Origin of the sequence: Cohnella sp. WQ 127256 (assembly GCF_024519285.1) — a bacterium.
Classification (GTDB): Bacteria; Bacillota; Bacilli; order Paenibacillales; family Paenibacillaceae; genus Cohnella.
In genome coordinates, this window is the sequence record NZ_JAMZCY010000001.1 from 777,687 (window position 1) to 801,973 (window position 24,287).

Genomic DNA, 24,287 nt, shown 5'->3' on the forward strand with positions numbered 1-24,287 from the left:
CAATAACAATACCAGGAGGACGCGTCCATGAAACAAGCAGGTTCCGTCCAGCAAACCCATCGACATATCGCGCTCGGCTTAACGGATGAACGCGCAGTCGAAATGTACAAGACGATGATGCTTGCCCGTCGTTTCGATGAGCGGGGGCAGTTATTGCAGCGCGCTGGCAAAGTTAATTTTCATATCTCAGGTATTACTCAGGAGCCATCGCAGGTTGCGATGGGTTTTGCCATGGATCTAAAGCACGACTGGTTCCTTCCGTATTATAGGGACTATGGTTTTGTATTGTCTCTTGGTATGACCGTTAAGGAATTGATGTTATCGGTATTTGCCAAAGGAGAAGATCCGAATAGTGCAGGCAGACAGATGCCAGGCCACTTTGGGAGCAAGCGGCTACGGATTGTGACGGGATCGAGTCCGGTGACAACTCAAGTGCCACATGCGACTGGATTTGCTCTGGCCGCTAAGCTGAGAGGTGAACCCTCTGTTGCGATCGTAACTTTCGGAGACGGATCAAGCAATCAGGGCGACTTCCATGAGGGCTGTAATTTCGCTGGAGTTCATCAGCTTCCGGTTATTTTCGTCTGCGAGAATAATCAATATGCGATTTCTATGTCACTTGATAAACAAACAAGGGGACGCATTTGCGACCGAGCTTTAGGGTATGGATTCCCTGGCATAAGAGTGGATGGTAATGATCCGCTTGAAGTTTACCGAGTCGTGAAGGAAGCACGTGCACGCGCGGTAGCAGGAGAAGGTCCAACCTTAATCGAGATTATGACTTACCGGGTCACAGCGCATTCGACTTCGGATAATGATATGGCTTATCGGACGAAGGAAGAGGTTGATCTTCATCGCGCGAAAGACTCTTTACCCGTATACCAACAATACTTAATGGATGCCGGTCTTTGGACTGAAGAACAGGAAGTCAAGCTTCAGGCAGACATCCGTGCTACGATTGATGAAGGAAACGAATATGCGGAGAAAGCTGCATTCCAGCCTGTGGAAGATGCGTTCCGCTATGTATACGCGGAGCAGAACGGGGAGGGTCAATAATGCCAGTTATTGAGTATATCGATGCGATTAGGTTGGCCATGAAGGAAGAGATGGAACGGGACAATGACGTATTCGTTTTAGGTGAGGACGTAGGACTAAAAGGCGGCGTCTTCGGTACGACGAAGGGATTGCAGCTGCAATTCGGTGATCAGCGTGTTATTGATGCACCACTTGCTGAATCCGCGATTGCTGGAGCGGCGATTGGAGCTGCCATGGCAGGAATGAAGCCGATTGCCGAGATGCAATATTCAGATTTCATGTTCCCTGCGACCAACCAAATCATTAGCGAAGCAGCCAAAATCCGCTATCGCTCTAATAATGACTGGGATTGCCCGATCGTCATTCGCGCGCCAATCGGCGGCGGTGTATTCGGTGGGCTTTACCATTCCCAGTGTACGGAATCCGTGTTTTTCGGAACTCCAGGACTTAAGATTGTAGCACCGGCTACGGCTTACGATGCAAAAGGTCTGCTTAAGGCTGCCATTCGTGACCCGGATCCGGTTATCTTTTTTGAGAATAAAAAGTGCTATCGATTAATTAGCGATGATGTGCCGGATGATGATTATATCGTCCCTATCGGTAAGGCGAACGTGATGAGAGAAGGCAGTGACATTACGGTAATCGGCTATAGTATGCCTCTTCATTTTGCCATGCAGGCGGCTGAGGAATTGTCTCAAGAGCACGGGATTGAAGCTCATATTCTTGATCTGCGTACGATCCAGCCGTTGGATCGCGAAGGCATTCTCGAGGCTGTGGCGAAGACAGGTAAAGTACTTATTGTTCATGAAGATAATAAAACGGGCGGAGTCGGAGCTGAAGTAGCTGCCATTATCGCTGAAGAACTATTGTACGAGCTAGATGCGCCGATTCGTCGTCTATGTGGGCCGGATGTGCCAGCCATGCCGATAAATCCACCGGGCGAGAAGCATTACCTGTTGAACAAAGAAAAGCTCAAAGCAGCAATGCTGGAGCTTGCAAAATACTAATCAGGTGATTGTTACTGGGGAGATGAAATAGGATGGCTAAACAAATAATTGAAATTACAATGCCACAATTAGCAGAATCACTCGTATCTGCAACCATTGAACGATGGTTGAAGGAGCCGGGTGATAGCATAGATATGTACGAGCCTATTTGCGAGCTAATTACGGATAAAGTAAACGCGGAGCTTCCTTCAACCGTTCGAGGGAAACTCGTTAAACATTTAGTCGGCGTAGGAGAGACTGTAGGAATTGGAGCGGCGATCTGTCTCGTTGAGGTTGAAGCAACAGGAGCTACGGATAATGTTGCGAATCCAGTTATACAACAATCGGAAGCAGCTGAGCAGCCTTCTTCCCCTTCAACTTCCCGTCCACAATTAGCCGGAGCAGGAAGTGGTGGAGCGACGATTGATGCTAACGCCCCGATGCGTAATCGCTATTCTCCAGCAGTTCAGAAGCTTGCGGCAGACAATGGAATTGATCTGAACCGAGTACCTGGAACGGGAGAGGGTGGACGGATTACCCGCAAAGACGTACTAGCTGCTGTAGCCGCAGGTGCTGCGACTTTCGGCACTTCGTCCAACGGAGTAGCGAGTATACCCGTATCAGCGCCAATGGATCCGAAAACGCAGGTTCGTTCCTCGGGAATGCATCTATCCGAGTCTCCTCGCATTCCTTCTGTTGAAACACAAGCACAGGAAGCGCCAGGACGTGGGGAGTATTTCATCGATATTACCCCTGTGCGGAACACCATAGCGACGAAGATGCGTCAAAGTGTGAGTGAAATTCCACATGGCTGGATGATGATTGAAGTTGATGTGACGGATTTGGTTCTCCTCCGCAATAAGTTGAAAGGGGAATTCCAAAATCGGGAAGGGATCAACCTCACGTATATGCCTTTCTTGATCAAGGCTGCGGTGAATGCGATCAAGGATTATCCGATTATGAATTCTGTTTGGGCGGTGGATAAAATCATCGTGAAGCGGGATATTAACATCTCCCTCTCTGTCGGTACGGAGGATTCGGTTGTAACTCCGGTCATTCGTAATGCAGATCAGAAAAATATTGCGGGGATCGCCCACGAGATTGATGATCTTGCACGCCGAACTCGTGAGAAGAAGCTGAAGCTGGACGATATTCAAGGCGGAACGTTCACAGTCAACAATACGGGTTCGTTCGGATCAATCTTGACACAGCCGATTATCAACTATCCTCAGGCTGCGATTCTTACCTTCGAATCTATCGTCAAGAGACCTGTTGTCATTAACGATATGATTGGGGTTCGTTCAATGGTAAACCTCTGTCTGTCGCTTGATCATCGGATTCTTGATGGCGTTATCTGCGGCCGCTTCCTACAACGAGTAAAAGAAAATCTTGAAAGCTACAATTCAGATACGAAGCTGTATTAAATAAAATGTAGCCCGGTTCATTGCGATTATGCGATGCTCCGGGTTTCTTTAACGATTCATAAGTTTCCGAATCCACTTACTCGTCGTTTGCAGTTGATGTTTTCGATAAGCTACAATAGTGTGGTCATGTGTTTGTTTGGAAGGAGGAACGACTTTGCCAATACTTAAATCTGAGTGGTTGTCCAGAATGGATTACGGTCAAGCGTGGGAGCTTCAGAAAAAGCTCGTTAAGGAAATCGATCGCGAAGAGCGTTCTGATACACTATTGCTTTTAGAGCATTCGCCGACCTATACGATCGGTTCCGATCGACATCCTGAGCACTTATTGTATAGCAAAGAGGAATTGGCGCGAAGAGGAATCTCGCTGTATGAGATTGATCGGGGCGGCGACATCACGTATCACGGTCCAGGGCAATTGGTGGGTTACCCCTTATTGTATTTGGATGCAGTTGGACTAGATTTACATCAGTATCTACGGAATTTAGAGGAAGTTATCATTAAGCTGTTGGCGGACTTCGGAATTGTAGGCGATAGAAAACCGGAGTATACTGGTGTGTGGGTCGGAGATTTGAAAATTGCAGCAATTGGCGTTAAATTTAATAAAGCCCGCACTCGTCGAGGGTTCGTTACGAGTCACGGGTTCGCTTTAAATGTAAAGAAGAATGTGGAACAGGATGGCTTCCAGGGGATTATCCCATGCGGCATTACGGAGTATGGCATTGCCTCTCTCGAGATGCTAACGGGAACAGAGCTACAGGTGGAAGCCATTGGACAACAAATCCTTCCGTACTTCACAGAAGTATTCGGTTACTCCATTCCTATTGCATCAGAGAGCCTAAACTCATTAGCAAAGTTGAAACAAGCATAACCAGTAAGGTTACGTAAATGATGATTTTAAACAAACGTTTGTTCATTGTGATACATCCTTTCAATAAGTTCTTGTACACATTACTATTGTAACTAAAGCTTCGTCAGGAGGAAAGATCATGGTACAAAAAGAACGATTATTAGCAGAATTTATGGAATTGGTGCAAATTGATAGCGAAACGAAATATGAAACTGAAATTAGCAAGGTATTGAAGGGGAAGTTCGAAGCCTTCGGTCTTGAGGTGACGGAGGATGATGTAGCGGAGAAAATCGGACATGGAGCTGGAAACCTGTTCGCATGGCTGCCTGCTTCTTCAGGCCAAGAGAATGTTCCTGTAATTTTGTTTACCTCCCACATGGATACCGTCTCTCCAGGCAAAGGGATTAAGCCTCGTTTAGACGCTGATGGTTATGTACGTAGTGATGGGACAACGATTCTAGGCGCCGATGATAAAGCAGGCCTATCTGCCATGTTTGAAGCTTTGCGCGTCCTTAAAGAACAAAACCTACCGCACGGTGCCATTCAATTCGTCATCACCTCAGGTGAGGAATCTGGTTTGCTTGGTTCACGAGCCATGGACGGCTCACGTCTGCGTGCGAAATTCGGTTACGCGCTCGATTCAAACGGAGCCATCGGTGAAATTGCGGTTGCTGCACCAACGAATTCTCGCCAATTCATTACCATTAGCGGCAAAGCCGCACATGCTGGCGTTAATCCTGAGGATGGTATTAGTGCGATCCAGGTTGCCTCTAAAGCGGTTTCCCGAATGAAGCTTGGTCGGATCGACAGCGAAACAACAGCGAACATCGGTCGGTTCGAAGGCGGTGGCGAAGTGAATATCGTGACGGATACGATCAAGATTTTCGCAGAAGCTCGCAGTCAGGTGCAAGAGAAGATGGATCGTCAAATCGAGTCCATGCGCGAAGCAGTGGAAAGCGCAGCTAAAGAGTATGGTGCGGAATTTGAATTCATCACCACAACGATCTACCCTGCTTATTCCTATGGTGATGAGGATGAAGTCGTTCAAGTTGCCAAAGCAGCGATCGAGGCTATCGGTCTCAAGCCTCATACCTTCGCTTCCGGTGGCGGTAGTGATGCCAATATGTTTAACGGAAACGGTGTTCCGACTGTAAACCTAGCTGTTGGTTATGAGCATATTCACACGACCAAAGAGCAGATTAAAGTGGATGACCTTGCTAAGACTGCAGAGCTAGTGCTCTCCATCATCAATGAAACTTTGAAAAAATAAAGGAAACAAAAGGGGCAGCGTCCTAGGTATGAGCCTAGAACGCTGCTCCTTTCAATTGTACATGTGAGCATAGGGATAAATTAAGAACCGGATTGATGGGGCTTAGACGACAACAATTCAATTAAGGGGAAGTTGCCACCTCGTAACTTCTTCTCTTGACGCAGGGCGTGACGGATTTCCCATGCCTTGCCAACGAGCTGCAGTTTCTGAGGGGTTATATATTTTTTCAACATAGAATGATTCCTCCTCTATTCGAATAGGCATTTGGCTTCGGTGCTTGCAATAGGATGGACAAGCTTATATGTTGAACATATGTGAGAAATATTATGAATATGTCTGGAGGAATTACAATGAGTGATCATCACACTAAGTCACAGCATCCGTTTAACGAAGAGACGTTGGAGAGCAAGCCGATTTTCCAAGGGAAAATCATTTCTCTACAGGTGGATACAGTGCGCCTACCTAATGGGGAAACTTCAACACGGGAAATCGTGCGTCATCCAGGAGCTGTTGCTGTTGTTGCCATCGTAGACAATAAAATGCTGGTTGTTGAACAGTTCCGCAAACCGTTAGAGAAGCTGCAGGTCGAGATCCCTGCTGGAAAGCTGGATGCGGGAGAGGAGCCTGAAGCAGCAGCGCGCAGAGAACTGGAAGAAGAGACGGGATATCGAGCTAGGAGTATCGAGCATCTACAATCTTTCTCGACCTCACCGGGATTTGCGGATGAAATCGTGCATGTCTATTTCACTGATGATCTTGAGCAGGGTGATGTACATTTGGACGAAGATGAATTTCTGACCTGCGAAGCGATAACTCTTGAGCAGGCTCAGGCGTATATTAAGGAAGGCCGAATCTGTGATGCCAAAACATTACTTGCCGTCTACGCATGGCGTTTACGCACGCTGACAGGCTCTTTCTAATGAGTAATAATCCTAAGGGATCTGAGGAGCTCCAAACTTACTTTGCAGATTTACATGTGCATATCGGGCGTAGTCAAGATGGTCAGCCTATTAAGATCAGTGGAAGTAAAAACCTTACCTTTCTAAATATTGCGAAAGAAGCCTCAGAGAGAAAAGGAATTGATCTGATCGGGATCATTGATTGCCACTCTCCGGCTGTTCAGAAGGATATTGTGGATTGCTTACATAGTGGCGAGATGGTAGAAATCAATGGAGGAGGAATCCGCTACAGGGATACGACGATCCTGCTAGGCATTGAGATGGAAGTGAAAGAGGAGGGCGGGGGTCCTTTTCATTTGCTTGGTTACTTACCGAATTTACAGGCGATGCAGGAATGGACCTCGTGGATGAAGCCACGAGTCACAAACATAACTTTAAGCTCGCAGCGTATCCGGGTTACGGCGAGGGAGATGCAGGATGAGCTTCTCGCAAGGGGGGGCTTACTCATCCCTGCACATGTATTCACTCCGCATAGGGGTCTGCTTGGCTGCTCAGCGGATCGTCTACAGGATCGACTCGATCCAGAACGGATCGCAGCGATTGAGCTTGGATTAAGCGCGGACTCAGAAATGGCGGGAACCATTTCGGAACTGGATCGATATCCTTATCTGACGAATTCGGATGCGCACTCTACAGGTATGATTGGACGAGAATGTAATGAAATACAACTCAGGGAGCCTTCGTTCGAAGAATTCGATATGGCACTAAAGGGTCAAGCAGGGCGACATATCGTTGCGAACTACGGACTGCATCCACAGCTCGGTAAATATCATACGACGTATTGTAACAGCTGTAAGAAAGCTTTATCAGACTCACATGAGTTGTCCGGCGTTTGTCCTACTTGTGGGAACGCCAAGCTCACTCGGGGAGTGTCAGGGCGGATTCAGCAGTTAGCTGATCGTAAGCAGTCGTATCAGCCTACATCTCGGCCGCCTTATCGTCCACAGGTTCCGTTATCTTTTTTTCCAGGAATAGGACCGGCAAAACGCGAGCGCATGTTTATGGAAATAGGCACTGAAATGGAAATCCTCCATCGCATACCGCAGGATATAATTGCAACGGTAACAGGTGACAAGATCGCAAGTTTGATCGTCGGGGTAAGGGAAGGTAAGGCTCTTTTCACGTCGGGGAGCGGGGGCAGCTACGGGAGTATACTCCAATCATAAATTCGACTTGTCCAACATACACATAGGCACGAGACAGGCTATGAGTTGTGGACAAGGAGGATGCCCTCATGAATTTTCGGTTATGGAATTTGTCAGCTCGCGATAATGTGAATTTGTATGTATTCGTTGGTGTTCTTGTCATTGTGGGAGCAATATTCGGGGCATTATTAGTAAATGCATTGACCCTCGAGCAGCAGCAGGAGCTTGCAGATGAAATCGGCGTATACATGACAAAGATTAAAGTGTCAGAGCATCTTTCACCAGCGACTACTTTTTGGTCAAGCTTCTTCTTTTATGGGAAATGGTTGCTGTTAATCTGGTTTCTAGGATTGTCTGTTATTGGGCTGCCACTCGTATTGGTGTTAGATTTTCTCAAAGGTGTATTAATCGGCTTCGCAGTCGCCTTGCTCGCACAAGAGCTTGCTTGGAAGGGCGTGTTTTTCTTCCTTGTCGCTACAGCGCCTCAGAATGCTATTGTCGTTCCTGCTCTTATGATTGCCAGTATTTCAGCCGCTAGGTTTGCATACTTTGTCGTACGGGAACGACTTTTTCGCCGCAAAGGACAGCTTCTTCCCCCGTTTCTTGCCCATACAGCTGTAACGGGGCTCATGTTAGTTATGCTATGCGTTGCTTCTCTCTTTGAAGCTTTTCTATCACCAGTCTTATTAGAACGTGTAACTCCATCGGTTGTTTCCGCAGAAATTTCTCCACCATCTTCTAAATTCTGATATGAGGTTTGACTTATCGATAAAGCTCATCCTATAATGGAGGGAAGTGCAGTAGCGACCGGAGGGGAAACTATGGAAGCCCGCATTGATAAAATTAAACAGCAATTGCAGTCTCAGGGCTACAAGCTGACTCCACAAAGAGAAGCGACGGTTCGGGTGCTCCTAGAGAATGAAGAAGACCATCTAAGCGCGGAAGATGTGTTCATGCTCGTTAAGGATAAAGCTCCAGAAATCGGTCTTGCAACGGTGTATCGGACGTTAGAGCTTCTCAGTGAAATGCATGTCGTTGAGAAATTGAATTTCGGTGATGGCGTTGCCCGATACGATCTGCGTACGGATAGTAACAAGCACCATCATCATCATCTTATCTGTGTGAAATGCGGTTCCATGTCGGAGATTATGGAAGATTGGCTCGGACCGCTAGAAGAACGGCTGGAAAAGGAATATAACTTCTCTGTTCTTGACCATCGCTTGGACTTTCAAGGCATTTGTGCCAAATGCCAAGTCAATATACCGGCAGTACCAGATAGTGAATAAAAAAGCTTTAGTAAACAAATAGAGGCTAACCCTATCAAGTAATAGGGTAGCCTCTATTTGTTTATAGCAATTTCTGAATATAGCTCTCGATTTTCTCCGGTGTGACAGTTGGGGAGAAGCGCTTGATGATTTTCCCATTCCGATCTACGAGAAATTTCGTGAAATTCCATTTTATGTTCTTGAGCCCTAGAAATCCAGGTGAGGCATTCGTTAAATGCTGATATAAGGGATGAATGTCGTTGCCTTTAACATCAATCTTGGCGAATAAAGGGAAAGTGACACCGTGATTAATCTGGCAATGCTCGGTAAGGGATTCACCTTCAAGTGGTTCTTGGTTTCTGAATTGATTGCTTGGAAATCCAAGCACGGCCAATCCTTTATCTGCATAAGTCTCATGTAGTCGTTGCAAGCCTTTGAACTGAGGAGCAAACCCACATTGACTTGCTGTGTTGACGATTAGCATCACTTTACCTTCATAGTCGCTTAGATCCTTTGTTTCTCCGCGAGATGAGTTCACTTTTATATCATATACAGACATTTTCCATCGCCTCCATCGTTAGAATGAGTAGTTAATAAATCGCCTCTAATTCAATTGTATACAATCTATATGACTGGAGTCAAGGCTTTGACAGTGATCATGCTGAATGTTATAGTAAAGGCGATTAAATTGTATGCAATCAATTAAATCAATCTCTGCCCGACCTAAAGGGATAAAGGAGGCGCTAATGAATACCGACGCGGTATTGAAACTAGATAATCAATTATGCTTTGCCGTCTATGCGTGCGCTCGGGAGATCACGAAGCTTTACCATCCCCTCCTCAAAGAGCTAGGACTTACCTATACACAGTATATTACGATGCTCGTGCTGTGGGAGGAAGATGAGGTCACAGTCAAGTACTTAGGACAACGCCTCTATTTGGACTCCGGTACGTTAACTCCATTGCTCAAGAAGCTTGAGAGTATGGGACTTCTCACTAGGGTAAGGGATAAGAAGGATGAGCGTAGCGTTATTATCACATTGACGGAACAAGGCTCTCTATTAAAGGAGAAGGCAATCGATATTCCTGAAAGACTGTTCTGCCAAGCAGGCATTTCTACGAACGAAGCTGAGGAACTACGCTCACAAATTACGGAAATGCTACAAAAAGTTCAAGCTCAGCAATGAAATCATGAGGAGGAAAAAACATGACCATCCATCAATTCTCAACACGCAAGCCTAACGGTGACTCCGTAGATCTGAGCACATACAAAGATAAGGTGCTGCTTTTCGTCAATACAGCAAGTGAATGTGGATATACACCTCAATATGCGGAGCTTCAGAGTCTATATGAGACTTATGCAGATAAAGGACTGGTCGTGCTAGGCTTTCCTTGCAATCAGTTTGGCGGGCAGGAGCCGGGTACATCAGCTGAGGTTGAGCAGTTTTGCAGCTTGAATTTCGGTGTAACCTTTCCAATCTTAGAGAAGTTGGACGTCAAAGGTCCAGATGCAGATCCAATATTCCGTTATTTAACCGAGCAAACGGGTGGGGAAATCAAGTGGAACTTCACTAAATTTCTCGTAGATGGCCAAGGAAAAGTCATTAAGCAATACGACTCATCCATTAAACCGCTGGATATCGGTGCTGATATTGAGAAGCTTCTAGGTTAACTGATAAATAAGCTGATAAATAACTAAAGGGAAGCCGCGGCTTCCCTTTAGTTATTTAATTGCTTAACCCATTGTGTTATGGATTGAGACGGCTGAATATTGTATTCCTCTAACAGCATCGAGCATAGCTGTTCATATTTTTTATTGGCCAAATGGAGATATCCGCTGTTCACATGAAGCTTCATCGATAGCACGTAAATCTCCTCGAGATAAGGAAACTTCTTCTCGATGGTGTCATAGATCTCTATCGCTTCATGAGTATTCCCCGCATCGATACAAGCCTGGCTGACTGCCAGAGCATGCTTGTACCAAACATCCCTCAATCTCTGCTTCTCATTCTCAGCCCACAAGTAATCATGCTCAGACAAATATTCTCCTTCATAGGCATGAAGCCACTTCACATGGTCGGGAACAGTGTCCATGGAGAGCTCAGGTAAATCTTGTCGCGCGTTTTCCCATTCCTGAACATCGTATAGGTTGTTACCCATGTCTAAGTAATAATCACTTCCGCTATTCGATAGACGAATCGTAATACCAGCTGCTTCAAGGGACTTACGTAATTGGTATATCGTCGTATACAGCTGTGTATAAGCCTTCTTATAGTCCGTATTCGGCCACATTAATTCAAGAAGGACATCCTTACGGACAGATTGGTTTCTCTTATATATCATATAGGCGAATAATTCTTGGGATCGGGCTGTTCGCCATGAGAAGGGTTCAGACTTACCGTAGTCAATGTGCAATTTTTTGAAACAGTGGACCATGGCTACGATTGGCTCCGAGGTCTGTTCAAATAAGTTTGGTTTATGATGCATAAGCCTCTCAATCGTGCGTTGTAGCCGAACGGAGTTAATGGGTTTCAATACATAATCCAAAGCGGCTAAATCGAATGCTTTTATGGCATACTCTGCATAGGCAGTCACGAACACAATATCAATGGAGCTATCTATTTGCTGTAGCTTATCAGCAGCTTCAAGACCAGATATTTCTGGCATTTCAATATCGAGGAATACGACATCGGGCTTCAATTCCGCGATTTGCTGGAGAGCTTCATTTGCATTTTGAAAAGTAGCCACAACTTCAATGCCGCCTATTTTACCTAATTGCCTTTCAAGATCTCTCAGAGCTAAGCCTTCATCATCCACTAAAATCGCTCTCAATTCGTGTCACTCCTTAAGCAAAAATACAATTTCTATTTTGATATCAGTCTATATCAGTCTATATCGGCATCTTTGCTCGATTTGTTGCTATCTGATGTCGATTTTTGCTTCGTATTTTGTAGCAAGAGAATCTTGCTGCTGGAGCAGCTTGCACTAATCCATAACCTGCAGCGTCTAGTCCACCGGGGATGTGAAGGGCGGTCATCTTGAGTCTTCGACTTACTTGTGAGGGACTTAAACCTGAGCGGACGCTTCTGAGAAGAGCGACAACGCCGGTAACATGAGGAGAAGACATCGATGTTCCGGATTCTCTTACATAAGTGCCTTTCAGCCATGTTGATAAGATATTGACTCCTGGAGCAGACACATCAATTCTTCGACCCCGACTGGAAAATAGAGCGACTTGATTGCCACGGGTTGTCGAGGCAACGGCCACAGTTTCCGGATACCGGGCGGGAGCATCAATTTGCTTGAACTGCATGCCACTATTTCCCGCTGAGGCAACCATGACTGCGCCTTTGCTCTTTGCCCTGCGAACCGCATTTTTCAGTAACTGACTATCGCCATTAAGTCCAAAGCTCATGTTCATGATCAAGATGCCATGGGATAAGCACCAATCGATACCTTCAACAATGTCCGACACGAATCCTGCGCCGTCTGCATTAAGCACCTTGACGGCATAAAGCTTGACCTTTGGTGCAACCCCATAAATTTTACGCTGTCCGGTAGCTGCTGCGATACCTGCAACGTGGGTCCCGTGTCCATTATCATCGGCGAAAGATTTGCCACCAATGGTATTAACTCCACCTGCGATGCGTAAATCGGGGTGGCGTGCAATGCCTGTATCCAAAATGCCAACCTTAACCCCGTTTCCGAAATGCGCTGCCAGCCAAAGCGGTGGAGCTTTAACCCGATTTACATGCCAAGGAATTCGGCTTTTAATGACGAGCGCGCTATTTATTGGAGACTTAACCTCGTGGGCTTTCACTTTCCGGTCACGTTCGACGAAAGCGACACGAGGATGATTGTGAAGATGCTTCCAGCTCCTAGTGCGATCGGCATAACAACAGATGGAGCGCAAAGAGTCGTTTGTCTTTACAGGTGTTATTCCAACATGGGATAGCTGCTTGAGACAGGTACGGTAGTCATGTTCACGGTGAAATACGATGTTCCTTCGCTCCGTTTGCAAAGTTGGCCTGCGTTTCACCATGAGACTTAATTGTTTAGCTAATTTATTCATCATTGGTTCTCCTTTGCGGGCCTTGGCCGTATTCTGTTGTAAAGTATGGCGAGTTTGGTTAATAAGTGCATAAGTATCATTTGCGTACATATTTTTAATCGCCTAGGAGATTGCTATGTTAGGAATAAATTTAGTTAGTGGGGGGTTGTAACATGATCGTAGGGCTACCTAAGGAAATAAAGAAGCAAGAATATCGTGTAGCGCTGACTCCAGCAGGCTGTAAAATGATCATTGAACAAGGACAAGATGTCATTTTCCAGCAAGGGGCTGGAGAAGGTAGTGGTTTCTCGGACGAGGAATATGCAGCTGCAGGAGCAAGACTGGTTCCAGATGCCGCTGAAGTATGGGCGACAGCTGAGATGATTGTTAAAGTGAAGGAGCCGCTACCGGAGGAGTTTGACTATTTTCGACAGGGGCAAATTCTCTTTACCTATTTACACCTAGCTACAGCCCCAGATCTTGCGAAGGCTTTAGTTGATAAACAAGTTACGGCAATCGCATATGAAACGATTCAAGCTCAGAATGGCAGCTTGCCGTTGCTAACGCCGATGAGTGAGGTGGCCGGGAGAATGTCGGTGCAGGAAGGGGCCAAATATTTGGAGGCGTTCCAAGGAGGCAGAGGTGTGCTACTTGGGGGCGTACCGGGTGTGCCGCCTGCTGAAGTCATTATCATAGGTGGAGGTATTGTCGGAACGAATGCAGCCAAGATGGCGCTTGGTCTCGGAGCCGATGTTGTGGTGCTTGAGAAGAATGGGGATCGGATGCGTTATTTGGATGATGTATTTCAAGGACGACTTCGTACCTTAATGAGTAATCCATACAATATTGCAAATGCGGTTCGTAAAGCTGACTTGCTTATTGGTGCTGTACTTGTCCCTGGTGCACGCGCACCACAGCTCGTTACAGAAGAGATGGTCAAGACGATGAAGAAAGGGGCAGTAATCGTCGATGTAGCAGTGGATCAGGGAGGATCAATTGCTACGATTGACCGTGTGACTACCCACGAGAATCCCATCTATGAGAAGCATGGGGTCATCCATTACGCTGTAGCCAATATGCCGGGTGCTGTGCCACGGACTTCAACTTTAGCTTTAACGAACGTGACGATTGATTATGTTTTGCAGTTGGCGACCAAAGGCTTCTTTAATTCGGTGAGTTCAAATTCGATGCTTGCGCTCGGTGTGAATGTTTACAAAGGAGCTATTACTCACCCTCAGGTTGCGGAAGCCATTGGTTTCTCGCATTCGCCAATCGAAAGCTTATGGTGACATGAATTCGACCTCATCATCATACGGTTTAGTATGAGCGGACAAGATGGGGGAAGAACAATGAAGCAGCCTATGAACAAATGGTGGGAGCGCCTGCAATATACGCTCCTGTTTCTCGCGTTAACGGTATTCGTTCACAGTTTTTTTGGTTGGTTTCATAATTGGTTGAAACCTTCAGATCCTTACAAGGTGCCTGAGGGGAGAGCTTCGAAGGTGTTTCAAACCGGAGAAGGCAATGATCCTGATAGCTCCCCTGGAGACCGTCTTCGGTTGTTTTATTGGATTGGAGAATGAGGCAGCTTAGAAGGAAATATAGGACCAAGTGTGGAATATTGAACGTGTCTGGAAAATGTAGCTAGAGCGTAGGAAGGTAATGATTATGGAATTGAGAATCTGGCTGCATACCTATCTTGCATATTTGGTAGAAGAACGACGAGTTGCTCCTAATACAATGCAGGGCTATTCGAGTGATTTGTCGGATTTCTTAGCCTACTTGGAGTCGAATCAAGTGACTCGAGCCAATGAGCTTCGGCCTCATCACCTGAATTCGTATTTGAACCATTTACGTAACGAGGGACGGACGATAGCTACGATTACGCGAAGAATTGTTTCCATTCGCTCTTACTGCAAGTTTTTAACGATACAGAGAGCGATCGATTACAACCCAGCTATCCAGCTAGAAGCGCCCAAGCCTGACAAAAAGACACCAAAGATCGTAGATGCACTTGTTCTGGACAAGCTATTAGAGCTGCCGGATACAAGTAATGAAATGGGATTAAGGGACCGTGCAATGCTTGAACTACTATATGCAACTGGGCTTAGAGTAACGGAATTGGTTATGTTAGATATCAATCACGTTAGACTAGACATGGGATTTTTGCTATGCTTGGGTTCTGGGGGCAGGGAAAGAATGGTGCCTGTTGGTTCTCACGGATCAACTTGGGTAGCCAAGTATCTGGAGGAAGCCCGCCCACAGCTAGCTCGTCAGGATAAGCTCAACGATGCGTTATTTTTGAACCATCTTGGCACAAGACTGACCCGTCAAGGCTTCTGGAAGCTGATGAAGAGGTACGCGTCTCAATTGGGCTTAGATATGACTCCGCATACGCTTAGAAACTCCTTCGCTACTCACTTATTGGATAACGGGGCAGATATTCGGGCGGTGCAAGAGATGTTAGGACATGCTGACCCCTCTACGACGCAACAGTATCTTTCTTCCGCCAAGCTGAAGATCAAAGAGATATACGAGCAAAGTCACCCGAGGGCGCGAAGCTGATTGACTACGAATAAAGGGGTACAAACGAATGGCTTATCAACGGATAACCGTAATTGTGCTGGATAGTGTGGGTATCGGCGAAATGCCTGATGCTGAGCAATACGGTGATACAGGTGCACATACTCTAGGGCATATTGTTCAAAGGGTTGAAGGGCTTGCTTTGCCAAATATGCGTCGCTTAGGACTTGGTAATATTGAGCAGCTGGGAGATTGGAAACCGGAAAGTAAGGTCGTTGGTTATCATGGCAAAATGTCGGAAGTGTCTGTAGGCAAGGATACGATGACGGGGCATTGGGAGCTCTCGGGATTACGAATAGACACGCCGTTCCGTACATTCCCAGATGGGTTTCCTGAAGCGTTATTAAGGGAGTTCGAGGAGCAGACAGGAAGAGCAGTCATTGGCAATAAACCGGCTTCCGGCACAGAAATATTGGATGAGCTGGGTGCCGAGCAAATGAAAAGCGGTGCGTGGATCGTCTATACCTCCGCAGATAGTGTATTTCAATTGGCTGCGCATGAAGAGGTTATCCCTCTTGAAGAGTTGTACAATGCTTGTAGGATTGCGCGTAGGCTAACGATGAAGGACGAATTTTCCGTAGGTAGAGTCATTGCTCGGCCTTACATTGGGGAGCCGGGAGCCTTCAAGCGCACTCCGAATCGTCATGACTATGCCGTGAAGCCACCTCAACAAACTGTACTTAATGCGCTTAAGGACAAAGGGCTGGATGTTGTCTCTGTCGGGAAAATTAATGATATTTTTAGTGGTGAGGGAATTACACGGTCTACGTCGACGAAGAGTAATGCAGACGGAATTGCCGTAACATTACGAGAAATGCAAACTGATTTCCATGGTTTCTTGTTTACTAATCTGGTCGACTTTGACTCCTTGTATGGTCATAGACGTGACCCTGAGGGCTATGGAAGAGCGTTAGAAGAATTCGATCGGGCACTTCCTGAGCTTATGGGAGCAATGAAGGATGATGATCTCCTTATCCTGACAGCCGATCATGGCAATGATCCGATCCACGCTGGAACGGATCACACACGGGAATTTGTGCCTTTGCTGGTATGGAGTCCAAGCTTTACTGGAGCAGGTGAGCTAGCAGACCGGGCAAGCTTCGCAGATTTAGCCGCAACCATTGCGGATAATTTCGGAGTTGAGTACAATACGCATGGGAAGAGCTTCCTAGAGCTATTAAAGTAAAAATGAAATCGAGGAGAGATGGATTTGGCACAGGTTACATCGAAAGCAATTATTGAAGAAGCTGCAGCATTTATTCGTTCCACCACAGATGTTCGGCCAGAGATTGGCCTTATTCTAGGATCGGGATTGGGCATCCTTGGAGATGAGTTGGAGGATGCAGTAACGATTCCTTATGAAGACATTCCTCACTTCCCAGTTTCTACAGTTGAAGGTCACGCTGGTGAGCTACTCATTGGTAAGTTACAAGGGCGTAGCGTCGTGCTAATGCGTGGACGTTTCCATATGTATGAAGGTTATGAACCAGAGCGCACAGCATTGCCTGTTCGTGTCATGAAGGCACTCGGCGTGAAGACTTTGCTCGTAACGAACGCTGCAGGTGGCATCAATCTGAACTATAAACCAGGTAATCTGATGCTAATCTCTGATCATATTAACCTTACAGGTAAAAACCCGCTGATTGGTCCTAACGATAATGCTTTAGGTGTGCGCTTCCCAGATATGTCCGATGCTTACAGCACCCGCTTGCGTAAGATCGCGAAGGAAACCGCTGCTGAGCTTAAGTTCTCGGTTCAAGAAGGCGTCTATGTTGGATTACTTGGCCCGAATTATGAGACTCCAGCTGAAATTCGTATGCTACGTACGCTAGGAGTTGATGCTGTTGGAATGTCGACCGTCTCTGAGGTTATTGTTGCTAGACATTCCGGCATCGAAGTGCTCGGGATTTCATGTATTAGCAACATGGCAGCAGGTATTCTAGATCAGCCGTTGTCCCATGAAGAGGTTATGGAAACGACCGAAATGGTCAAAGAACAATTCTTATCTCTAGTCCTTACGATAATTCCAAAAATGTAATTTTACAGTTATTTGGCTTTATTTATGCTCTTAGAGAAGGAGTTGGCGCAAAGCGCTAGCTCTTTTTCTCTGTGCGCCGAGAAATCACGATTATAGATTGAAAGTCTCGACAATTTATATCTGGAAACGAGCTTGTCTCGACAAATTTTTCAGAATGTGTTCATTTTTTTGTGGTAATATGATGTAGGAATTATTCCCTATAGCTTTGGATGGACCAGTTTCGACAGGCTTAGACTTAAAAAAGAACATATGAGGTGAAGTTAACAAAATGGAAAAGTTCAAAAAACCGCTGTACATATTTTTAGCTTTCATTCTAACGTTGAGTTTGGTATTACCTTCTACGCTGACTCGTGTTGAAGGTGCAAGTGTGTTTGGTAACGTTTACGGGAAGGCTGGTGCTGGTCCTGAGATTAAGGTGAACCTAATTACTGACGTCAAGTTGTATGATAAAGAACCTATTAAAGGAACCAGTGTTCCTCATCCAGATGGGAAAGAAATTCAAACGATTCGACCGGAAGTCAATAATGCAGTTGCGATTTTCTATGAATGGTCATTGCCAGATGACCAACATGCTTATGATGAGGGTTCGACTTATACATTTAAACTTCCTAAGGAGTTTGAAGTTCCAACAGTCCTAAGCGGACAGCTAACTGGTGAAGTCGGAGACTATGTAGTGAGCACTGATGGAACAGTCACTTTCACATTCAATGATTCCATCAAGGGTCAACAGTTAAGTGGTAACTTTTACGTATGGTTAAAATTCGATAAGGACCAACTTAATGGGAGCATACATCAACCATTAGATTTCACTTCAGTTGGACAAGGTGTTATTAATGTAAACTTTAAAAATAAAGCAGTGGACGCGCTTAAGAAAACGGGTGTACCTAATAAAAATAACTTCAACTCAGATGAAATTACTTGGACGGTTGACTTTAACCAAGGTGAGAAAACGATTAATGGTGCTCAACTTACGGATACCCTTCCCACTGGTTTGGCCCTTAAAGGCTCGATTAATATTTGCGAGTTGGAAGTGAAATTGGACGGGACTGTAGCAGTAAAAACAGGTACAGTATGCACAACTGCAGCTTCCTTTCCAATTAGCTTGGGGAATATCGATAAAGCTTATCGTGTGACTTATACGACTAGCGTTACCGCTCCTATTGTGGCTCCTTTTACAAATGTAGAATTTAAAAACTCGGTAGAGCTTACTGGAACTAATGTGGACAAAGAAACTGAAATTGGTAAAGTAACGATTAGCTTTAATGAGCCACTAAATAAAGAAGCTATTGATTACGATTCAGCTTCGCAAACGATCACATGGAAAATCAAATATAATTACAACCAGCAATCGATCTCGAAGACGAATGCGTGGCTTGAAGATACATTTGATACTACGAAACAAGAGCTGGTTAGTGTTTCTACAGCCGTATATGAGGTTGCTATTAATGCTGATGGTACAGCAGGAACGCGGACTCTTGTTGATCCGAGCAAATACACATTAAGGGATACAGCAGTCTCCCCTGCAAGCTTCAAATTAGAGTTTAATGATGTTGCCGGAATTAACAAAGCCTATGATATCGAATATAAGACTAAAGCAATTAATCGTATCTATTTGGATGATACAGTGACTAATATTGTGAAAATGTTCGATGGTACGACTAAACCAGCTGAACAAGATATTAAAGAAGTTATTTTTGCGAAAAGTGTAGTAAAGGAAGACTTCGAGAATAAAACGATAGAGTGGAAGCTCGTTATTAATCAAGATTTGAAGGACATGACGAATATCGTCATTACAGATGATTACACAGGAAGAAATATGAAGCTGGACCCAGCAATCATTAATGTTACTGGACCAAACGCAGCGGATTTTGTTCTAGATGCTCCAACTATTGTCGACCCGGATTACGAAAAAGGCTTTACAATTAGATTGAAACCTGGCGTAACGATTAGTAAAAAGCATGAAATTACGTATACAACATCATTTGATCCTACGAAACCATTGCATGCAGATAAAAAGTATAAGAATTTTGCAACACTTAATTGGAATGAGGGATTAATTCCACAAATTCCGATTACAAAGGAAGCAGAAGTAGTACCACAAGATTATACGATTAACAATGGGAACAAAATAGGGGAATATAACGCGAAAGACAAAACAATTACTTGGACCATTGATGTCAACTACAATCTTCATGATATTCAAGAAGCAATAATCAAAGATTCGTATACAGGGGATCAAGATTTTGTAGATGGTTCCTTGGTAGTCAACAAGTTAGTGCTTAAAGGTGGCAATAACGCATTTACTATCGGTGCACTAGTTGTACCAACGACTAACCAATTCAAACTAAATCTGGATCGCAAAGGTTTTACTTTGAATCTCGGCAATATCGGAAAAACAGCTTATCGTATTCAGTACAAAACAAGCCTTGATGGTTTATATCCAGTTGTAGGTAAGTATTCTAATAACGCAACACTACAAGATGGTGCTGCGGGTCCGTTTATTTTCAAGAAAGAGTTTGATGTAACGCCTAAACATGGTGGAAACTATGTGTACAAAACAGGTAAACAAGAAGGCAGTACGGATATGGCTTCTTGGACGGTAAATATTAACCCAAGCCAATCTTATGTAGCAGCGAGGTCCGTCGTGACGGATACATTGTCAGACAATCAAATTTTATTAAAAGACACTATAAAACTGTATGAAACAAAATTACCTGCAAATAACTCAGGTGATATTTCGATCAAGGGTAACCCAGTAAATGCAGCTGACTACGAGCTAACTGTGGTCGAAAACACCTTCACAATTACTTTCAAGAAAGAATTGAAAACGGCTTATCTGTTGGAGTATAAATCATTTATTAATGCAGATAGTGGCGATAGAATTGGAAACGAGGTTCAATTTGCGGGTAAGAAAGTATCCGTAATTGGGGCAGACCATCAGGCAGGTTTTATCGTTTCAATAGCTGGAGCAGGTGGAGGAGCTTCTACAGGACGTGATAAGTTGAAAATCGTCAAAGTAGATGATCTAAATCAACCACTCGAAGGCGTTGTGTTTGAGCTCTATAACGCATCCGGAACGATACTCTTGGAAACACTCGTAACAGATAACAAAGGTGAAGCTACAACTTCCCGAAAATACAGATTCAATGATAAAACGGCTACTGGCTTGCCATATAAGCTTAAGGAAGTGTCTGTACCAAGCGGTTATTTAATGGATCCTGATTATACAGCTGCGACAGGGAAGGTCGTTGCCTTCAAAGATCCTACTGTACCTTTTACGATTACAAACAAAATCATTCGTCAAGGCTTTGAATTAACAAAAGTTGATTCCGTAGATCATTCGAAAAAGTTAATAGATGCTACTTTTAATTTACTCGATCCAGCCGGTACGGTGATTGACACGCTGACGACAGGGGCGGATGGAAGAATTGCGAAAGGTGATTTAGCACCAGGAAACTACACGTTAGTAGAAGTTGCGGCTCCTGAGTTTTATGAATTAGATGTAACACCTATTCCTTTAACAATCGTTGCTGATCAAACCGTAATCTTACAATTGACGAGCAAGAATGTGTTGGGATCAGGTGGTAAGCTACTCATTACTAAGGTCAATGCTAAGGATCTTTCTGCAGTAGAGGGAGTGGAATTCGAACTTCGAGATAGCACGAATACAGTCGTTGATAAGAAGACGACGGATGTAAATGGTGTAATCGAATTTACCAATTTGACTTACGGTAAATACACATTAGTAGAAACGAAAGCTGACGGTTTCGTTATTGAAGTACCAGAAACGGCTGTGTCAATTAAACTACCTTCGACGATATTGACGATTGAAAATAAAGAAAACGATCGTTCCGTTCAATTAACGAAATATAACTCGAATAAAAGTCTGAAGCTTGAAGGAGCTATTTTTGAATTAAGAGCCCAGACACCATTCTTTGACCTTGAAGGAAACTACATCTACGAGGTTGTTACGGGTATTGATGTATCCAAGCTTACAACGAATAAGAATGGAGAACTGAGATTAGAAGATCTACCAGCTAATAAATACCAGTTGGTTGAAATCCAAGCGCCAAGTGGTTATGAATTAAACAAAACACCTGTACCATTCGAAATCACGAACGTTCAAACCGTGACTGTTCTTGTTGAAAAAACAAACAATAGTAAACCTGGTGGTGGGGGAGGTTGGACTCCTCCAGTAGAGCCCACTCCAAGCCCAGAGCCTAGCCCAAGTCCTGAGCCTAGCCCAAGTCCTAAGCCTAGCCCAAGTCCTGAGCCTAGCCCAAGCCCTGAACCGAGCCCAAGCCCTGAGCCGACACCAAGTCCGACTCCGGGTAAGGAAATCGAGAAGGAAAAGACACCAATCGATACTCCTAAGACTGGGGAGGTCAAAGTTCCAGATGAGGGTAAAGTAACGGTTGGTAAACAGCCTGAGCATGGCAAAGTAACCATTACGCCAGATGGAAAATGGACGTACACGCCAGACAAAGGTTATAAAGGTAAAGATTCATTTACGATTATTGTCAAAGACAAAGACGGTAATGAAACTGAAATTCTTGTTGATCTAGATGTGGAAGATGTACCACGTGGAGGAGCTAATGGTGGAAATAAATCCCTAACACTTCCTCAGACAGGAGAAGAAAGCCACTTGCCAATCCAATTGGCTGGTCTTGGTTTAATCGTTCTGGGTGTATTCTTCTTAGTTTCAAGAAAGCTTAGACGTAATAATTAGAAAGATAGAAATTTGAAATATCCTTAACCTGCTGATCATTTCAGCAGGTTTTTTTTGTTGCTATTCCATTTGAAATCTATTACTATTAAAGTAGTAATAACTAGAACGATAATGGCAAACCTGTCGAAAGTCAGGGACGCAAAGCTAAAGGGCCTTCCCGTCAGGATGGCAGCCAGCTACCGAATGACTAGTTTTTTTGTTTTTATGGGTGATAACTCAAGTACGATAATGGCAAACCTGTCGAAAGTCAGGGACGCAAAGCTAAAGGGCCTTCCCGTCAGGATGGCAGCCAGCTACCGAAAGGAGTTTTATCCGATGCGGAAGATTACAGGATTATTGTTGACGTTCATTATCGTTATGGCTGCTGTTCCTTCCATGGTATTCGCCAACACGGCTACAGCTAGTGAAGTGCTGGATAAGTCCAAACTGGACAAAGGTTCAATCGGCATCAATTATGAAGTTAAAAAAGATACACTGACGAAAGTCAAAATCACAAAAGCTGGCGCAGCTTATACCTATACGCTTGATCAACTGGCAGAGAAAAAAACCGTATGGTTCTCGTTGCAAATGGGTGACGGAATCTATGAGATTGCAGTGTTCGAGAATGTGACAGGTAACCAATATAGAACGATCGTATCCGATAAAGTTGAAGTCAAAGTGGTAAATGGTCCGGATGTATTTCTAAATGCAGTACAAAACCTTAACTGGATGGACGCAGACAAAGCGATTGCTAAGGCGAAGGAACTAACGAAGAGCAGCAAGACGGATGATGAGAAAGTTAAAGCGATTTACAATTATATTGTGAGTAACGTTCGGTACGACACTGAGCTTGCGAAAATTGTGAAAACGGATTATATCCCGAATATTAATGATACACTCGCAACCGGCAAAGGCATTTGTTATGGTTACGCTACATTATTTGCAGCGATGCTTCGCAGTGAAGGGATTCCTACTAAGCTATTAATGGGGACAGCAGAAGCGGTATCTGAATATCATGCTTGGAACGAAGTTTATGTAGGTGGCAAATGGATCGTCGTGGATACAACGGTTGACGCAGGCTTGAAAAAAGGATTAGCAAAAGATTCAATTGCAAAAAAAGCTATTGATTATAAGGCTATCAAAACCTACTAATCTTCATAAATAAGAAAAACTACCAAGCTCAATGATCTTGGTAGTTTTTTGTTTACTTAACCATCTTGGCATGGACAATAAGTCTATGTGTCGGATTAACGAGTGGCTCGCAAGTAATGAGAGTAAGAATAGCATCTTTGTTATTGCCTTCCAATACAGACAGATCAGTTGGCTTGACGACGGATATCTTATCTACTGTGTAAATCAATGTTGAATCCTTTGTTCTGATCGAGATATCATCACCGACTTCCATCTCATTCAGTCTGTTGAATTGTCTTCCTTTTGTTCGTGCTCTATGTGCAGCTATAGCAGCATTCCCTATTTCGCCAAGTGGTGCTGTTTCGGTCATGTGTGCCGCGCCGACCTTCATATTTTTTAGAGTAGCGCCTTCTAACACCGCTAATTTTAAATCAATTTTGTCGATTGTGATAACCGCGATAGCTTTATCATTCATGTCTGTGATCGAAGTTTGATCGGGGCTAGACTCTTCGGCGCTTCCGTTAAAAATTGACGAAAGTTGTTCATATTCTGTCGCAACGTGTTTGTTCGTTAATTCGTTATTAATAGGGAGAGACGAATCTTCCATCTCGTTTAAGAGTTGTTGCTGCTCCCAATCGTAGTAATATTCTCTTGCTATAGGGAACAGCATTAGAATAGCTCCGGCAGTTATTAATATCAGGGATAGTCTCTTCATTTTAACCTCCTAAAATTTACTCATTAACTATTTTAGATGAATGAACTGAACAAAATCTATAATGAATGATAAAAAATAAACTGGAAAGCTTATTTGATTACATTTAATAGAACATTTGCAGTCTTGTTCA

23 protein-coding genes and 2 riboswitches are annotated in these 24,287 nt (G+C 44.4%); of the genes, 18 read left to right on the top strand and 5 right to left on the bottom strand.

What is annotated here, in order from left to right; all coding sequences use genetic code 11:
• Positions 1-27: 27 nt before the first annotated feature.
• The 5 genes from M1K58_RS03130 (at position 28) to M1K58_RS03150 (ending at position 5,562) form a co-directional block, all read left to right on the top strand.
• Positions 28-1,056, top strand: a complete 1,029-nt coding sequence (locus M1K58_RS03130) for a thiamine pyrophosphate-dependent dehydrogenase E1 component subunit alpha (RefSeq protein WP_256757204.1) — start codon at positions 28-30, stop codon at positions 1,054-1,056.
• Positions 1,056-2,042, top strand: coding sequence for an alpha-ketoacid dehydrogenase subunit beta (locus M1K58_RS03135; RefSeq protein ID WP_256757205.1), 987 nt, complete (start codon positions 1,056-1,058; stop codon positions 2,040-2,042). Before M1K58_RS03130 ends, M1K58_RS03135 begins: the two co-directional genes overlap by 1 nt.
• 32 nt (positions 2,043-2,074) lie before the next feature.
• Entirely contained in the window at positions 2,075-3,445 is a 1,371-nt protein-coding gene (locus tag M1K58_RS03140; RefSeq protein ID WP_256757206.1) for a dihydrolipoamide acetyltransferase family protein, read from the top strand.
• Positions 3,446-3,599: 154 nt separating this feature from the next.
• Entirely contained in the window at positions 3,600-4,313 is a 714-nt protein-coding gene (lipB, locus tag M1K58_RS03145) for a lipoyl(octanoyl) transferase LipB (protein WP_256757207.1), read from the top strand.
• Positions 4,314-4,431: 118 nt separating this feature from the next.
• On the top strand, positions 4,432-5,562 hold the full coding sequence (locus tag M1K58_RS03150; RefSeq protein WP_256757208.1) for a M20/M25/M40 family metallo-hydrolase: 1,131 nt from the start codon (positions 4,432-4,434) through the stop codon (positions 5,560-5,562).
• Between the two features lie 80 nt (positions 5,563-5,642).
• Here the strand turns inward: M1K58_RS03150 and mciZ are convergent, their stop codons facing one another.
• The gene (gene mciZ, locus M1K58_RS03155) at positions 5,643-5,792 is read right to left on the bottom strand and encodes a Z-ring formation inhibitor MciZ (protein WP_256758216.1); all 150 of its coding nucleotides are present in this window, start codon (positions 5,790-5,792) and stop codon (positions 5,643-5,645) included.
• 120 nt (positions 5,793-5,912) lie between these two features.
• Here mciZ and M1K58_RS03160 point away from each other — a divergent pair, with 120 nt between their 5' ends.
• The 4 genes from M1K58_RS03160 to fur all read left to right on the top strand — a co-directional run bounded on the left by M1K58_RS03160 (position 5,913) and on the right by fur (position 8,952).
• On the top strand, positions 5,913-6,482 hold the full coding sequence (locus tag M1K58_RS03160) for an NUDIX hydrolase (RefSeq protein WP_256757209.1): 570 nt from the start codon (positions 5,913-5,915) through the stop codon (positions 6,480-6,482).
• Complete coding sequence (locus M1K58_RS03165) at positions 6,482-7,687, top strand: endonuclease Q family protein (RefSeq protein WP_256757210.1); 1,206 nt, start codon at positions 6,482-6,484, stop codon at positions 7,685-7,687. The genes M1K58_RS03160 and M1K58_RS03165 overlap by 1 nt, the downstream gene beginning before the upstream one ends.
• Positions 7,688-7,755: 68 nt before the next feature.
• Positions 7,756-8,415: a stage II sporulation protein M gene (gene spoIIM, locus M1K58_RS03170; RefSeq protein ID WP_256757211.1), complete on the top strand. Its 660-nt coding sequence runs from the start codon at positions 7,756-7,758 to the stop codon at positions 8,413-8,415.
• A 72-nt stretch (positions 8,416-8,487) separates the two neighbouring features.
• A complete protein-coding gene (fur, locus tag M1K58_RS03175) occupies positions 8,488-8,952 on the top strand; it encodes a ferric iron uptake transcriptional regulator (RefSeq protein WP_256757212.1) in 465 nt (154 codons plus the stop codon).
• Positions 8,953-9,013: 61 nt separating this feature from the next.
• Here fur and M1K58_RS03180 read toward each other — a convergent pair whose 3' ends face one another.
• The gene (locus M1K58_RS03180) at positions 9,014-9,490 is read right to left on the bottom strand and encodes a glutathione peroxidase (RefSeq protein WP_256757213.1); all 477 of its coding nucleotides are present in this window, start codon (positions 9,488-9,490) and stop codon (positions 9,014-9,016) included.
• A gap of 187 nt (positions 9,491-9,677) precedes the next feature.
• Here M1K58_RS03180 and M1K58_RS03185 point away from each other — a divergent pair, with 187 nt between their 5' ends.
• Both M1K58_RS03185 and M1K58_RS03190 read left to right on the top strand, forming a co-directional pair.
• Entirely contained in the window at positions 9,678-10,118 is a 441-nt protein-coding gene (locus tag M1K58_RS03185) for a MarR family winged helix-turn-helix transcriptional regulator (RefSeq protein ID WP_256757214.1), read from the top strand.
• Positions 10,119-10,138: 20 nt separating this feature from the next.
• A complete protein-coding gene (locus M1K58_RS03190) occupies positions 10,139-10,603 on the top strand; it encodes a glutathione peroxidase (RefSeq protein ID WP_256757215.1) in 465 nt (154 codons plus the stop codon).
• A gap of 47 nt (positions 10,604-10,650) precedes the next feature.
• On the opposite strand, the gene M1K58_RS03195 is transcribed toward M1K58_RS03190, so the two are convergent.
• Together M1K58_RS03195 and M1K58_RS03200 are read right to left on the bottom strand one after the other, a co-directional pair.
• The gene (locus M1K58_RS03195; protein ID WP_256757216.1) at positions 10,651-11,763 is read right to left on the bottom strand and encodes a response regulator; all 1,113 of its coding nucleotides are present in this window, start codon (positions 11,761-11,763) and stop codon (positions 10,651-10,653) included.
• Positions 11,764-11,821: 58 nt separating this feature from the next.
• Positions 11,822-13,006 (bottom strand): S8 family peptidase, encoded by a 1,185-nt coding sequence (locus tag M1K58_RS03200; RefSeq protein ID WP_256757217.1) that lies wholly within the window; start codon positions 13,004-13,006, stop codon positions 11,822-11,824.
• A gap of 149 nt (positions 13,007-13,155) precedes the next feature.
• Between M1K58_RS03200 and ald the strand changes: the two genes are divergently transcribed.
• The 7 genes from ald to M1K58_RS03235 all read left to right on the top strand — a co-directional run bounded on the left by ald (position 13,156) and on the right by M1K58_RS03235 (position 23,463).
• Entirely contained in the window at positions 13,156-14,271 is a 1,116-nt protein-coding gene (gene ald, locus M1K58_RS03205; protein ID WP_256757218.1) for an alanine dehydrogenase, read from the top strand.
• Between the two features lie 60 nt (positions 14,272-14,331).
• Positions 14,332-14,565 carry a DUF4227 family protein gene (locus M1K58_RS03210; RefSeq protein ID WP_256757219.1) on the top strand — a complete coding sequence of 78 codons (234 nt, stop codon included), beginning with the start codon at positions 14,332-14,334 and terminating at the stop codon, positions 14,563-14,565.
• A gap of 85 nt (positions 14,566-14,650) precedes the next feature.
• The gene (locus M1K58_RS03215; RefSeq protein WP_256757220.1) at positions 14,651-15,547 is read left to right on the top strand and encodes a tyrosine recombinase; all 897 of its coding nucleotides are present in this window, start codon (positions 14,651-14,653) and stop codon (positions 15,545-15,547) included.
• A 28-nt stretch (positions 15,548-15,575) separates the two neighbouring features.
• On the top strand, positions 15,576-16,751 hold the full coding sequence (gene deoB / locus M1K58_RS03220) for a phosphopentomutase (protein WP_256757221.1): 1,176 nt from the start codon (positions 15,576-15,578) through the stop codon (positions 16,749-16,751).
• Between the two features lie 24 nt (positions 16,752-16,775).
• Positions 16,776-17,603, top strand: coding sequence for a purine-nucleoside phosphorylase (locus M1K58_RS03225; RefSeq protein WP_256757222.1), 828 nt, complete (start codon positions 16,776-16,778; stop codon positions 17,601-17,603).
• Between the two features lie 268 nt (positions 17,604-17,871).
• Positions 17,872-22,332, top strand: a complete 4,461-nt coding sequence (locus M1K58_RS03230) for a collagen binding domain-containing protein (protein WP_256757223.1) — start codon at positions 17,872-17,874, stop codon at positions 22,330-22,332.
• A gap of 103 nt (positions 22,333-22,435) precedes the next feature.
• Positions 22,436-22,516, top strand: a riboswitch (cyclic di-GMP riboswitch).
• Between the two features lie 36 nt (positions 22,517-22,552).
• A riboswitch (cyclic di-GMP riboswitch) is annotated at positions 22,553-22,633 on the top strand.
• A 14-nt stretch (positions 22,634-22,647) separates the two neighbouring features.
• A complete protein-coding gene (locus tag M1K58_RS03235; RefSeq protein ID WP_256757224.1) occupies positions 22,648-23,463 on the top strand; it encodes a transglutaminase-like domain-containing protein in 816 nt (271 codons plus the stop codon).
• A gap of 52 nt (positions 23,464-23,515) precedes the next feature.
• Here the strand turns inward: M1K58_RS03235 and M1K58_RS03240 are convergent, their stop codons facing one another.
• Positions 23,516-24,157: a class D sortase gene (locus M1K58_RS03240; RefSeq protein ID WP_256757225.1), complete on the bottom strand. Its 642-nt coding sequence runs from the start codon at positions 24,155-24,157 to the stop codon at positions 23,516-23,518.
• Positions 24,158-24,287: the final 130 nt, after the last annotated feature.